General features: G+C 67.4%; 12 protein-coding genes. 9 read left to right on the top strand and 3 right to left on the bottom strand.

What is annotated here, in order from left to right; all coding sequences use genetic code 11:
* Nucleotides 1-85 precede the first annotated feature (85 nt).
* The 4 genes from LC062_RS17240 (at nucleotide 86) to LC062_RS17225 (ending at nucleotide 2,791) form a co-directional block, all read left to right on the top strand.
* On the top strand, nucleotides 86-943 hold the full coding sequence (locus tag LC062_RS17240; RefSeq protein ID WP_224912267.1) for a ComF family protein: 858 nt from the start codon (nucleotides 86-88) through the stop codon (nucleotides 941-943).
* Between the two features lie 157 nt (nucleotides 944-1,100).
* Nucleotides 1,101-1,355 carry a glutaredoxin 3 gene (gene grxC, locus LC062_RS17235; RefSeq protein ID WP_224912266.1) on the top strand — a complete coding sequence of 85 codons (255 nt, stop codon included), beginning with the start codon at nucleotides 1,101-1,103 and terminating at the stop codon, nucleotides 1,353-1,355.
* 39 nt (nucleotides 1,356-1,394) lie between these two features.
* The gene (locus LC062_RS17230; protein ID WP_224912265.1) at nucleotides 1,395-2,240 is read left to right on the top strand and encodes a carbon-nitrogen hydrolase family protein; all 846 of its coding nucleotides are present in this window, start codon (nucleotides 1,395-1,397) and stop codon (nucleotides 2,238-2,240) included.
* Nucleotides 2,237-2,791 (top strand): DUF1178 family protein, encoded by a 555-nt coding sequence (locus tag LC062_RS17225; RefSeq protein ID WP_224912264.1) that lies wholly within the window; start codon nucleotides 2,237-2,239, stop codon nucleotides 2,789-2,791. The genes LC062_RS17230 and LC062_RS17225 overlap by 4 nt, the downstream gene beginning before the upstream one ends.
* A 65-nt stretch (nucleotides 2,792-2,856) precedes the next feature.
* Here the strand turns inward: LC062_RS17225 and LC062_RS17220 are convergent, their stop codons facing one another.
* The 3 genes from LC062_RS17220 to ubiG form a co-directional block, all read right to left on the bottom strand.
* Complete coding sequence (locus LC062_RS17220; protein ID WP_224912263.1) at nucleotides 2,857-3,666, bottom strand: hypothetical protein; 810 nt, start codon at nucleotides 3,664-3,666, stop codon at nucleotides 2,857-2,859.
* A gap of 108 nt (nucleotides 3,667-3,774) precedes the next feature.
* A complete protein-coding gene (locus tag LC062_RS17215) occupies nucleotides 3,775-4,473 on the bottom strand; it encodes an alpha/beta fold hydrolase (RefSeq protein ID WP_224912262.1) in 699 nt (232 codons plus the stop codon).
* A gap of 44 nt (nucleotides 4,474-4,517) precedes the next feature.
* Nucleotides 4,518-5,297, bottom strand: a complete 780-nt coding sequence (ubiG, locus tag LC062_RS17210) for a bifunctional 2-polyprenyl-6-hydroxyphenol methylase/3-demethylubiquinol 3-O-methyltransferase UbiG (RefSeq protein WP_224912261.1) — start codon at nucleotides 5,295-5,297, stop codon at nucleotides 4,518-4,520.
* A gap of 201 nt (nucleotides 5,298-5,498) precedes the next feature.
* Between ubiG and LC062_RS17205 the strand changes: the two genes are divergently transcribed.
* From LC062_RS17205 to LC062_RS17185, 5 genes are all read left to right on the top strand, one after another.
* Entirely contained in the window at nucleotides 5,499-6,749 is a 1,251-nt protein-coding gene (locus LC062_RS17205; RefSeq protein WP_224912260.1) for an aspartate kinase, read from the top strand.
* A gap of 105 nt (nucleotides 6,750-6,854) precedes the next feature.
* Nucleotides 6,855-9,122 carry a phosphoenolpyruvate--protein phosphotransferase gene (gene ptsP / locus LC062_RS17200; RefSeq protein WP_224912259.1) on the top strand — a complete coding sequence of 756 codons (2,268 nt, stop codon included), beginning with the start codon at nucleotides 6,855-6,857 and terminating at the stop codon, nucleotides 9,120-9,122.
* A gap of 177 nt (nucleotides 9,123-9,299) precedes the next feature.
* The gene (prfA, locus tag LC062_RS17195) at nucleotides 9,300-10,373 is read left to right on the top strand and encodes a peptide chain release factor 1 (protein WP_224912258.1); all 1,074 of its coding nucleotides are present in this window, start codon (nucleotides 9,300-9,302) and stop codon (nucleotides 10,371-10,373) included.
* A 34-nt stretch (nucleotides 10,374-10,407) separates the two neighbouring features.
* A complete protein-coding gene (gene prmC / locus LC062_RS17190) occupies nucleotides 10,408-11,286 on the top strand; it encodes a peptide chain release factor N(5)-glutamine methyltransferase (RefSeq protein ID WP_224912257.1) in 879 nt (292 codons plus the stop codon).
* A gap of 429 nt (nucleotides 11,287-11,715) precedes the next feature.
* Nucleotides 11,716-12,553: DUF4167 domain-containing protein (locus tag LC062_RS17185; RefSeq protein WP_224912256.1), on the top strand; the 838-nt coding region annotated here is incomplete at its 3' end.

The raw sequence follows: 12,553 nt of genomic DNA, 5'->3' as shown, positions 1-12,553 counted from the left end.
TCAAAGCATGTCGCCGGCACCGGGTCAACCGGGATCGCCGGTCGGCATCCGGAGCGCGCCGCAAGGCCAGAGTGGAGCCTGGTGGATGGCGGAGAGCTTGGAGACGGCTTCGGAGGCCGGAGAAAGCGGGGGGCGGGCCGTGCGCGGGAGACCGGCGCTTTCCGGCCTGTTCGGTCATCTGCGCCGGGCGGGCGCTGCCACGGTGGCGCTCGCGGTGCCGCCGAGTTGCCTGTGCTGTCACCGGCTGGTCGAGGCGGATCAGGCGCTGTGCGCCAGTTGCTGGACGCAGATACCGTTCCTGGCGCCGCCCTGGTGCGCGCGGCTCGGTTTGCCTTTCGCCTATGACCTGGGGCCGGAGGCGCTGTCGCCGCTGGCGATTGCCCGACCGCCCCGGTTCGACCGGTTGCGCGCGGCCTGCGCTTATTCCGGTCCGGCGCGGGCGCTGGTGAGCGGGCTGAAATATGGCGACCGGCCGGCCCTGGCCGAGGCGATGGGGCGCTGGATGGCGCGTGCCGGTGCCGAACTCCTGTCCGGAGCCTCGGGGGAAGAACTCCCGGAGGTCGGGCCGCCGCTGCTGGTGCCTGTACCGCTGCATCCCTTGCGCCAGTGGGCGCGGCGCTACAATCAGTCGGCGCGGCTGGCGCGGGCGGTGGCCGAGGCGAGCGGCTGCGAACTGGCGCCGGAGCTGTTGCGCCGCATTCGCCGCACCCGCCGGCAGGTGGGGCTCGACCGGGTGTCGCGGGCCAGCAACGTGCGCGGCGCCTTTGCCGTGGCGCCGGAGGCGGCAATGCGGTTGGCCGGCCGCCGGGCGGTGCTGATCGATGATGTCTACACCACCGGGGCGACGGTCTCGGCGGCGACCCGGGTGCTGCGGGCAGCGGGCGCGGTGGCGGTCGATGTGCTGGTTTTCGCCCATGCGGGGGCGGACACGCCGCTGCAATAGCCGGCGGCGCGGAGCGCGGGGACTTGTAGCCGGCGTGATTTGTTCAATATAAGCGTGGGGCCCGCCGGCCGCAGGCCTTGGCCGTTCGCGGGATCGCGAGCGGATGACCGGCCCCAGGCGGCCGGCCTTCGGCGCATCGAAGTAAGGACACTGGCGTATGACTGTACAAATCTACACCCGGCAGATGTGTGGCTACTGTTCGAGGGCCAAGAGCCTGTTCACCCGGAAGGGGGTTTCCTTTCAGGAGCTGGATGCCACCTTTCAGCCGGAGCTGCGTCAGGAGATGATCCAGCGCGCCAAGGGCAAGGCGACCTTTCCGCAGATCTTCATCGGCGATGTGCATGTGGGCGGCTGCGATGAGTTGATGGCGCTGGACCGGGCAGGCAAGCTGGATCCGTTGCTGGCGGGCTGAGCGGGACGTATCCGTGACGGTCGAGAAGAGGGGCTTGCGATGACGGGGATGGTGGCGGCGGTCGTCCAGATGCGGAGCGGCCGGGATGTCGGTGCCAATGTGGTGGCGGCAAGCGATCTGATCCGCGCGGCGGCCAGGGCCGGGGCGCGCTACGTCCAGACGCCGGAGATGACCAATCTCCTGGAAAAGAGCCGTAAGGAACTCTTCGCCAAGATCGCGCCGGAAGGCGAGGATCGGGCGGTGGCGGCGTTTTCGGCGCTGGCGGCGGAGCTCGGCATTCATCTGCACATCGGTTCGCTCGCCATTCGCACCGGTGAAGACAGCGTGGCCAATCGCGGCCTGTTGTTCGCTCCCGACGGATCGGTCGCGGCCCGCTATGACAAGATCCACATGTTCGATGTCGATCTGCCCAATGGCGAGAGCTGGCGGGAATCGGCGACCTACCGGCCCGGCTCGGAGCTGGTGATGGCCCCCGCCGGGGGCATGAGCCTTGGCCTGGCGATCTGCTACGACGTGCGCTTCCCGGCGATCTTCCGCGCGCAAGGGCGGGCCGGAGCAGAGGTCTTGAGCGCGCCGGCGGCCTTCACCCGGCAGACCGGAGAGGCGCATTGGCACGTGCTGCAGCGGGCGCGGGCAATCGAGAACGGCGCCTATATGGTGTCGGCGGCACAGGGTGGGCGCCACGAGGATGGCCGGGAAACCTATGGCCACAGCATGATCGTGTCGCCCTGGGGCGAGATCTTGGCAGAGCTCGACCATGATGAGCCCGGCTTTGCCCTGGCGGAACTCGATCCGGCGCGGGTTGCCGAGGCGCGCCAGCGCATTCCGGCCATCGCCAACGAGCGGGCCTTCAGCTCGCCCAGTGGCCAGGAGGCGGCGGAGTGATCCACTTCACCCTGGTGTGCGATGCGGGGCACGGGTTCGAGGGCTGGTTTCGCAACTCCGCCGATTTCGAGACCCAGAGCGAGCGCGGCCTTCTGCACTGTCCGGTTTGCGGCTCGGCGGAGGTCGGCAAGGGGTTGATGGCCCCAGCCGTTTCGACCGCGCGCCGGCGTGAGGCCTTGTCTGAGGCCGGGACGTTGCCCGCGACGCGGCAGGGCGAAGCTCCGGCGGAGCAGGTCGTTGCGCCGGCTGGAGACAGCGCCGTGCCGGTTGCCGCACCGGCGCGAAGCGTGCCGGTGGCGCAGCCCGACGCAGGTGCGATGGCCGAGTTGCGTGCCGAAGTGCTGTCACGGCTGCGAGAGTTGAAGCGGGCGGTGATGACCAGTGCCGAAGACGTGGGGACGGCCTTTCCCGAAGAGGCGCGCAAGATCCACTATGGCGAGACGGAACAGCGCGGCATCTATGGTTCTGCCTCTCCCGACGATGTGGAAAGCCTGATCGACGAGGGGATCGCCGTGCTGCCGCTGCCGGTGCTGCCGGAGGATCGGAACTGACATCCCGGCGGAGCGGGGGCGTATTGCCGCCCCCGTCTTGCCGCTTCAGATGGTGCCGGCTGCGGTCAATTGCATTTGCGGTAGGTGTAGTCGCCGTATTCCAGCCAGTCTTCGCCGCCGTCACGGAACACCAGAAATTCGGATCGGTCTTCGCCGAGCAGGGCGACGACGAAGCCGCGTGGCGGCGCGGAATTGCCAAAGTAGCTGTAGGCGGTCATCGCCCGCAGGGACTTGCCGTTGACGGTGACGCGGGCGTTCCACTGATCCTGTACATCCTTCAGGATGAGGAACTCGATCTGACGCTTGACCTGGCCGCCGCCGCAGTAGACCACCCCCTCGGGTGCTTCCATGGACGCCGGGGCCGTGGGGTCGGGCGCGGAGGCGGCTCCTGACGCAGGGGCTGCGGCGCAAGCTGCGCGCAGGGACTTGATGGCGGCGGCTGACCCCTTCAGGTCGAACAGGCCATAGCTGACATCCTGGTCGGCCATCGACAGGTTCAGCAGGGAATTGCGGGCGATCTGGCTCAGGACAAGATCGTAGTCGGTGCGGTCCGTGAAGGTGATCTCCACCGGAAAATTGTCGACGATGCCGACCGTCGCATTGGCGGCGCCCACCTGAAAGGCACCGACCTCGGTGGTGGCGTTTTTCAGAAAGCGGAAAGAAAGAGCCTGCTTGCGGGCGATGTCCCGCGCGTCTTCGGCGCCAGCCGGCGCAAAGCGGATACGGTCGCACTGAAGCTCAAGGGTCATGTTGCCGGTCTGAATGAAGGCAATCGGCGATGGCGCGCCGGTGAAGGCCCAGTCGGCGCGGGCGGGGCCCGTCAGAGCGGTCAAGCCGAGTACTGCCAGGGCAAGTCCGGTGATTGAAACCTGCATGGTTGCTCCTCCCGGTGGATCGTGCGCCTGGCTACACTATCACCGTTTCAGCCCGTTGCGGCCGGTTGTCTCACTGCAAGCGTCGGTGGTCGCCCCAACGGATGCGCATCAGGCGGATCGGTCGGACAGCCAGTCCCGCATCAGGCGGATCGCCACCTCGGGCGTTTCCAGGGTCGAGAGATGACCGCAGCCGGGGATTTCCACCAGCCGGCTGCCGCGAATGGCCCGGTGCATCTCGGCGGCCAGCTCCGGTGGGGTCAGCTGGTCGCCCTCGCCAACGACGATGGTGGTCGGGCAGGCTATCGCGGCAAGGTTCGGGCGGGCATCGGGCCGGGCGATGATCGCCCGCTGCTGGCGCAGGAAGGCATCCGCGCCGGTCTCCCGCGCCATCTCCTCCACCACCTGGCGCAGATGGGCATCTTCGAGCCGGTTCTCGTGCACGAGCATGGGGAACAGCGCCGGTACGATCCGGTCGAAGCGCCCGGCGGCGGCATGGTCCATCAGGCGCTGGCGATTGGCGGTCTGCGCCGCCGTGTCGGGGCGGGCGGAGGTGTCGAGCAGCATCAGTCGGCTGACCCGTTCCGGCGCCTGGCGCATCACCTCCATGGCGACATAGCCGCCCATGGACAGACCCGCGAGCGAGAAACGTCCGGGAACGGCGGTCAGCAGCCGTTCGGCGATCGCGGCGAGCGTGTCGTCGCTGCGGTGATCGGCAACCAGTATCGGACTGTCGCCGAAGGCGGCGATTTGCCGCGCGAACAGGAGTTCGGTGCACAGCAGTCCGGGCACGAAGACGATCGGTTCCATGGGGGCCTTGCTGCGATTCAAGAATGGGCGCGCGGCGGATTGGCTTAGGCGTCGCGGGCGAACAGCATCATGTAGTTCACATCCATGTCGGCGGAGCGGCGCCATTCGTCGGCCAGTGGATTGAAGCTGACGCCGCAGCGGTCGCGCAAGGTCAGGCCGGCGGCGGTGAGCGGGCCTTCCAGCTCTTCCGGGCGCACCAGCTTTTCAAAACTGTGGGTGCCGACCGGCAGCCAGCGCAGCACGTATTCGGCGCCGACAATGGCCAGCGCATAGGCCTTCAGCGTGCGATTGATGGTAGCGACGAACATCAGTCCGCCGGGCCGCACCAGCCGGGCGCAGGCCTCAAGATAGAGCGGCACGTCGGCGACGTGCTCCACCACCTCCATGTTGAGCACCACATCATAGCTCTCGCCGGCCTCGGCAAGGCTTTCCGCGGTCGTCGCCCGGTAGTCGATGGCAAGGCCGGCGTCGGCGGCATGGATGCGGGCGACCTCGATGTTGGTTGCCGAGGCATCGGCCCCGGTCACCTTTGCGCCGAGCCGGGTCATCGGCTCGCACAACAGGCCGCCGCCGCAGCCGATATCCAGCAGCTTCAGGCCGGCGAGGGCGTCGCTGGCCCGCGCGTCGCGGCCGAAATGGGCGCAGATCTGCTCCTTGATATAGCCAAGGCGTACCGGATTGAACTTGTGCAAGGGGCGGAACTTGCCGGCCGGGTCCCACCATTCGGCGGCCATTGCGGAAAAACGGGCGACCTCTGCGTCATCCACGGTGGTGCCGCCGCCGGCGTTTCCCGTGCTGCTGGTCTTTTGATCTGCCGCGTTCATCGTGCCGTCCCCGGATGGCTGTCTGTTGATGGGAGGTTCCGGCCGCCTTGCCGGCTTCCGGATCCTTTGGTCGATGGTCGCACCGGCTTTGTCAAGTCGGGTAGTTGCGGTTGCCCGCCGCAGTCTGTATGGATGTGCGCCAATCCGAATGGCGCATGTCGCGCCCAACTTCCGTTTACGTCGAGACGTTTGACGCATCCCATGACCCGTCTGGTATTAAAGTTCGGCGGTACGTCCGTCGCCAATCTGGAACGTATCCGAAACGTCGCGCGGCATGTGAAGCGCGAGGTGGAAGCCGGCAATCAGGTGGCCGTCGTCGTCTCGGCGATGGCGGGCGAGACCAACAAGCTGGTCGGCCTGTGCCGCGAGGCTTCCGCCTTGCACGACGCACGTGAATACGATGCGGTGGTGTCCTCCGGCGAGCAGGTGACCAGCGGCGTTCTGGCTATCGTTCTGCAGGATATGGGCATCGATGCCCGCTCCTGGCAGGGCTGGCAGATCGCCCTGCGCACCGATGCCTCGCACGGGGCGGCACGCATCACCGACATCGACGGCGGAACGCTGATCGAGCGGCTCGAACAGGGGCAGGTGGCGGTGGTCGCCGGCTTCCAGGGCGTGGCGCCGGACAACCGCATCGCCACGCTCGGCCGTGGCGGGTCGGACACCAGCGCGGTGGCGCTGGCGGCGGCGATCAAGGCCGACCGCTGCGACATCTACACGGATGTGGACGGTGTCTACACCACGGATCCGCGCATCGTGCCACGTGCGCGGCGGCTGGACCGGATCGCCTTCGAGGAGATGCTGGAAATGGCCTCCCTGGGCGCCAAGGTGCTGCAGGTGCGGTCGGTCGAGATGGCAATGGTTCATGGCGTGCGCACCTTCGTACGCTCCAGTTTTGACGACCCGGATGCGCCGCAGGTCGGCGCGGGCGGACTGCCGCCGGGCACCCTCATCTGCGACGAGGACGAGATCGTGGAACAGCAAGTCGTTACCGGAATTGCCTTTGCCAAGGACGAAGCCCAGGTTTCGATCCGCAACGTGGCGGACAAGCCGGGTGTGGCCAGCACCGTTTTCGGGTCGCTCGCCGAGGCCAACATCAACGTGGACATGATCGTCCAGAACATTTCGCCCGACGGGCGCACCACGGATATCACCTTCACGGTGCCGGAGGGCGACTATGAGCGGGCGCTCGGCGTGCTGGAGGAACAGCGCGAGGCGATCGGCTACGAGGCGATCGAAGGCGCGCGCGACGTGGTCAAGGTGTCGGTGATCGGCATGGGCATGCGGTCACACGCGGGCATCGCCGCCCGGTGTTTCCAGGGCCTGGCGGACAAGGGCATCAACATCCGCGCCATCACCACCTCGGAGATCAAGATCTCGGTTCTGATCGATTCGGCCTACACCGAACTTGCGGTGCGAACTCTGCATTCGCTATACGGGTTGGACGGCTAGGGGATCTCGCCTTCGGGATTCCCTGGGGAGGAGGACCGTGCCGGCGGAAATCGCCGGTGCCGTCGCGGCGGTGACGCCGCACTTGCGGAAAGGACTTGACGGGTGATGCGGAGCACTCTCGCCGGGCCACGTGTCCTGCTGCGGCGTCTCCGTGAGGTCATGGCGGAGCCGATCAACGCCCAGGAGCGTCTGGACAAGATCGTCGTGCTGATCGCCGCGAATGTCGTGGCGGAGGTGTGCTCGGTCTATATCCTGCGCGCCGACGGGGTGCTGGAACTCTATGCCACCGAGGGCCTCAACCGCGATGCCGTCCACAAGACCAGCCTGAAGGTCGGCGAAGGCCTCGTCGGCCTGATCGCCGCCGATGCGCGGCCACTCAACCTGCCCAACGCCCAGGCCCACCCGGCTTTCGCCTATCGCCCGGAAACGGGCGAGGAGGCCTATAACTCCTTCCTCGGCGTGCCGATCCTTCGGGCCGGGCGCACGCTCGGTGTGCTCGTCGTCCAGAATCAGTCGCACCGGACCTATTTCGAGGATGAGGTCGAGGCGCTGCAGACGACGGCGATGGTGATCGCCGAAATGGTCGCCGCCGGCGAGCTGGAGGCGATCGTTCAGCAGGGCACGAAGCTCGATCTCAGCCGGCCGATGCTGTTTCAGGGGGTGGCGCTGGCCGATGGGGTCGGTCTCGGCCATGTGGTGCTGCATGAGCCGCGGGTCATCGTCACCAACCTGATCGCCGAGGATTCCAGCGCCGAACTGGAACGGCTTGAACGCTCGATCAACCGGCTGCGGCTGTCGCTGGACGATCTTCTGGCCAGTGGCGATTTCGCCCAGCATGGCGAGCATCGGGACGTGCTGGAAGCCTATCGGATGTTCGCCCATGACCGTGGCTGGATCCGGAAGATCGAAGAGGCGATCAACAACGGCCTGACGGCCGAGGCCGCGGTGGAGAAGGTGCAGTCGGACACAAGGGCGCGGATGATGCGCCAGACCGACCCCTACCTGCGCGAGCGGCTGCACGATCTCGACGATCTCGCTCACCGGTTGATCCGCGAATTGATGGGCCGGCAGCACGGGCCGCTCGATGAAAGCCTGCCGCAGGACGCGATCATCGTCGCCCGCAACATGGGCGCGGCGGAACTGCTCGACTATGGTCGTGACCGCATTCGCGCCGTGGTGCTGGAGGAGGGCGGGCCGACCAGTCACGTGACCATCGTCGCCCGGGCGCTCGGCATCGCCTCGGTCGGGCTGGTGGAGAACATCGTCAGTCTCGCCGAATCGGGCGATGCGATCATCGTCGATGGCGAGAACGGACAGGTGCATCTGCGCCCGGCGGCCGACATCGAAAACGCCTATGCGGAAAAGGTGCGCTTCCGGGCCAGGCGGCAGGCGCAATACCGGCGCTTGCGCAACAAGCCCTCGGTCAGCCGCGACGGGGTGGAGATGGCGCTGCAGCTCAATGCCGGTCTGCTGGTCGACCTGCCGGCGGTGTCGGAATCGGGGGCGAGCGGCGTCGGCCTGTTCCGGACCGAGCTGCAGTTCATGGTCGCCTCGTCCTTTCCGCGGATGAGCGAGCAGAAATCCTATTACGAGCAAGTGCTCGATGCCGCCGGCGGGCGTCCGGTCACCTTCCGGACGCTGGATATCGGCGGCGACAAGGTGCTGCCCTATCTACGGGCGATCCAGGAGGAAAACCCGGCGATGGGCTGGCGGGCGATCCGCTTCGGCCTGGACCGGCCGGGCATCCTGCGCACCCAGATCCGCGCCCTGCTGCATGCCGCTGCCGGCCGCGAGTTGAAGATCATGTTCCCGATGGTCTCCGAAGTCTCGGAGTTCCATGCCGCCAAGGAGGTGGTGAAACGGGAGCTGGCCCATTTGCGCCGACACAATCACCCCACGCCGGAACGGCTCCAGCTCGGCGTGATGATCGAGGTGCCGTCGCTGCTCTATCAGCTCGACGAGCTGTTCCAGGCGGTGGATTTCGCCTCGGTCGGATCCAACGATCTGTTTCAGTTCTTCAATGCGGTCGATCGCGGCAACACCCGCGTGGCCGCCCGGTTCGACCCGATGAGCGTCGGGTTCCTGCGGGCGCTCCGCGCCATTTCCGAACGGGCGCGGGCCTATGGAACGCCGGTGACGCTGTGCGGCGAGATCGCCGGCCGGCCGCTGGAGGCGATGGCGCTTGCGGCCATTGGCTATCGGGGCCTGTCCATGTCCGCGTCCGCACTTGGTCCGGTCAAGGCGATGATCCGGGCGCTGGATGTGGGGCGCCTGTCCGCCCGGCTCCTGCCCCGGCTCGACCAGGAAAGCGGGCTTGTCGATCCGCGCGGCTTCCTGAGCTCTTTTGCCGAGGACAACGATATTCCTCTTTGATGCCCTGTCGCGGCCGAACGGCCTGGCTGTCAGGGCGCCTTCGTCCCTAACCCGCATCGCCGCATCCCGACCTTCGGAAGCGCGCGGTGCGGTCCGATGCCCCAGCCCGGAGCGCCGCGCGATCGGGGCAGCCATGCCGCTGCCCGACCCGTGTGCTCCAGTAGGAGACGCCACGCCATGATCCCGGCGGAAAAACTCGATAGCCTGCTGTCTCGCTTCGCCGAAATCGAATACGGGATGACGCAGAATCCGGACCCGGACACCTATGTGCGCCTGTCCCGCGACTATTCGGAGCTGGAACCGCTGGTGTCGAAGATCCGCGCCTTCCGCAAGGCGGAGGCCGATCTTGCCGATGTGACGGCGATGCTCGACGATCCGGCGGCGGATGCGGAAATGCGCGAGCTGGCGGCGGCCGAGCGCGAGGCGCTGGAGGAGACCCTTGAGGCGCTGTCCGACGATATTCGCATCGGTTTCCTGCCGCGCGACAGCGCCGACAGCCGCGATGTCATCCTGGAGGTGCGGGCCGGCACCGGCGGCGACGAAGCGGCGCTGTTCGCCGGCGATCTCTTCCGCATGTATCAGCGCTATGCCCAGTTGAAGGGATGGAAGGTGGAGGTGGTGTCGGCCAGCGAGGGCGAGGTCGGCGGCTACAAGGAGATCATTGCCGCGGTCACCGGCGGCGATGTCTTCGCCCGGCTGAAGTTCGAATCCGGCGTGCACCGGGTGCAGCGGGTGCCGGAAACCGAATCGGGCGGGCGCATTCATACTTCGGCGGCAACGGTGGCGGTGCTGCCCCAGGCCGAGGAGGTGGATGTCACCGTTCACGACAGCGATCTCAGGATCGACACCTTCCGGGCCTCCGGCGCCGGCGGCCAGCACGTCAACACCACCGATTCCGCCGTGCGGATCACCCACATCCCGACCGGAATCGTCGTCGCCGTGCAGGATGAGCGCTCCCAGCACAAGAACAAGGCGAAGGCGATGCAGCTCCTGCGGGCGCGGATCTTCGACGAGGAGCGGGCGCGGCTGGCGAGCGAGCGGACCGAAGCCCGGCGGTTGCAGGTGGGCTCGGGCGACCGGTCGGAGCGGATTCGCACCTACAATTTCCCGCAAGGCCGGGTGACCGATCATCGCATCGGCCTGACCCTCTACAAGCTTCCGGAGGTGATCGGCGGCGAGGCGCTGGACGAGGTGGTCGATGCGCTGGCGCTCGATCATCAGGCAACGCTGCTGGCCGCCGAGGGGCTGTGACGGCGAAAGGCCGCAAGGCGGACGAGGGCCGGGCATGAGCGAATTGGCCGCAGACAGTCTTGGCGAGATGGTGCGCCGCATGCGCACGCGGTTGCGCACCGCAGGGGTCGACACGGCTTCGCTGGATGCCCGTCTCCTGGGGGCGGCGGCGGCCGATTGCCTGCCCGATCAGGTGGTGCTCGATCCGGACCGCGCGGTCGATGCGGCAACCCTTGCCCGGGCGGAGGCGATGCTGGCGCGCCGTCTTGCCGGGGAGCCGGTGGGACGGATCCTCGGCCGGCGGGAATTCTGGGGGCTGGACCTTGGCCTCAGCGCCGACACGCTGGAGCCGCGCGCGGACACCGAGACCCTGGTCGAAGCGGTGCTGACCTGGTGCGGCGGCCATGGCGGGGCGCAACATGCCTGGCGTTTCGCCGATCTGGGAACCGGAACCGGGGCGATTGCCCTTGCCCTTCTGAGCGAGTTGCCGAACGCGGTGGCGGTTGCCGTCGATCTGTCGCCGGGCGCGCTTGGCTGCGCCCGGGACAATGCGGCGCGGCACGGGATGGCGGACCGGTTCGTTCCGGTACAGGGCGACTTTGCTGCCGCGCTCGCGCCCGGTCTCGATTTTCTTGTCAGCAATCCGCCCTATATACGGGAAGGCGATCGGCATACCCTCGATATTGGCGTTCGCGGCTTCGATCCGGACATGGCGTTGTTCGCCGGCGCCGACGGGATGACCGCCTACCGGGCGATCTTCGGCGAAAGTTCGCGGCTGCTGGCGCCGGCTGCGCCGTTGTTTCTGGAGATCGGTCATGATCAGGCGGCGGAGGTGGCGGCGCTCGCACGGGCTGCGGGACGGGCTGACATCGCGGTATTTCAAGACCTTGGCGGATGTGACCGGGTGGTGCGCGCCCGAGGTGTTGCAAAATAACGGCAACGGCGCAGCGATTGACGGCAATTGAAAAAGACGCTTGGAAAACCGACCGGAACGGGCTAGTTTCACCACGCCGAGACCCGACGGGGGTGGAGTGTTTTCCACGGGTAGGGCAGTACGAAGGTTGCTATAGAGCTTTTCGTTTCGGCCAACACCTGCATCTTGAGACGGGCAGCCCCGTCTGACGAAGATGCGCCGTAGACCTTATGGTCTGGGTGCGACTTGGCACTGGTCTGTTCAGGACGAACCGTATGATACCGCAATGCCAGCCGGCGCTCGCGCGCAGGTGGGGTCTGGTATTTGGAAGTCCGATCGGGCCATCGACATCGACAGTGTTTCGATGCGATTCATGCAGACGGGCCGCGTGGCGGCCCGGACATCAGATCGGCTTCGCACCGGTCGCCGTTCGTGAGAGATAACGGCAGAATGAGACCAGGAAATCAAAACAACAAACGTATTCGCGGCCGTGGCGGGCGCAAGGGCCCCAATCCCCTGTCCCGTGCCTACGAGTCCAACGGGCCGGATGTGAAGATCCGCGGTACCGCGCATCATGTGGCCGAGAAGTATCAGCAGCTGGCGCGCGACGCAGCGGCAGCCGGTGATCGGGTGATGTCGGAAAACTATTTCCAGCATGCGGAGCACTATCTGCGGATCATCGCGGCGGCGCAGCAGAGCATGCAGCAGCCGGTGGTTCTTCCGCGCGGCGACGGCGCCGACGAGGATGAGGCCGAGGCGGAGACCGGCAACCGCGAAGAGCGGACCCGCGACGATCGGACCCGCGACGATCGGAACGACCGCAATGAGCGTGGCCGTGAGCGGCGTGGGCGCGAGCAGGCCGCAACTGCCCCGACCGCCGCTGGCACTCCGGTGATGCCGCTCGATGCGCCGCAGCCATTTGTCGACAACATGCCGATGCTCAATGCAAAGGCGGGCGACGAGGCTGGCGGCGACAGCGAGGGGGATGAGGAACGGAGCCGGCGGCGTGCACGCGGGACCCGTGGACGGGGCGTCCGGCGGCCGAAGGCGGAGACGGACGAGGCCGAGGCTTCTGGCGGCGATGCGCCGGAAGCGGAGGCAAAGACTGCTCCGATTGTGACCGCTGCGGAGACGACCACTGAGGCGGCGCCGAGCAATGAGGCGGCGGAACCGGCTAGCCAGGAGGCCTCTGGCGAGGCGGCGGAGAAGAAGCCGCGCGCCAAGCGGGCGCCGCGTGCGCGCACGCCGAAGGCCGCCGCGCCGAAGGGCGACGAGGCGGAGGCGCCCG

This window comes from Stappia indica (genome assembly GCF_020177335.1).
GTDB lineage: Bacteria > Pseudomonadota > Alphaproteobacteria > Rhizobiales > Stappiaceae > Stappia > Stappia indica_B.
This window is presented reverse-complemented; position numbering and strand designations above follow the sequence as displayed.

Excerpts from the sequence above, each read along its gene's own strand:
- LC062_RS17240 (WP_224912267.1), top strand. The coding sequence starts at position 86 with ATGGCGGAGAGCTTGGAGACGGCTTCGGAGGCCGGAGAAAGCGGGGGG.
- grxC (WP_224912266.1), top strand. The coding sequence starts at position 1,101 with ATGACTGTACAAATCTACACCCGGCAGATGTGTGGCTACTGTTCGAGG.
- LC062_RS17230 (WP_224912265.1), top strand. The coding sequence starts at position 1,395 with ATGACGGGGATGGTGGCGGCGGTCGTCCAGATGCGGAGCGGCCGGGAT.
- LC062_RS17220 (WP_224912263.1), bottom strand. The coding sequence starts at position 3,666 with ATGCAGGTTTCAATCACCGGACTTGCCCTGGCAGTACTCGGCTTGACC.
- LC062_RS17215 (WP_224912262.1), bottom strand. The coding sequence starts at position 4,473 with ATGGAACCGATCGTCTTCGTGCCCGGACTGCTGTGCACCGAACTCCTG.
- ubiG (WP_224912261.1), bottom strand. The coding sequence starts at position 5,297 with ATGAACGCGGCAGATCAAAAGACCAGCAGCACGGGAAACGCCGGCGGC.
- LC062_RS17205 (WP_224912260.1), top strand. The coding sequence starts at position 5,499 with ATGACCCGTCTGGTATTAAAGTTCGGCGGTACGTCCGTCGCCAATCTG.
- ptsP (WP_224912259.1), top strand. The coding sequence starts at position 6,855 with ATGCGGAGCACTCTCGCCGGGCCACGTGTCCTGCTGCGGCGTCTCCGT.
- prfA (WP_224912258.1), top strand. The coding sequence starts at position 9,300 with ATGATCCCGGCGGAAAAACTCGATAGCCTGCTGTCTCGCTTCGCCGAA.
- prmC (WP_224912257.1), top strand. The coding sequence starts at position 10,408 with ATGAGCGAATTGGCCGCAGACAGTCTTGGCGAGATGGTGCGCCGCATG.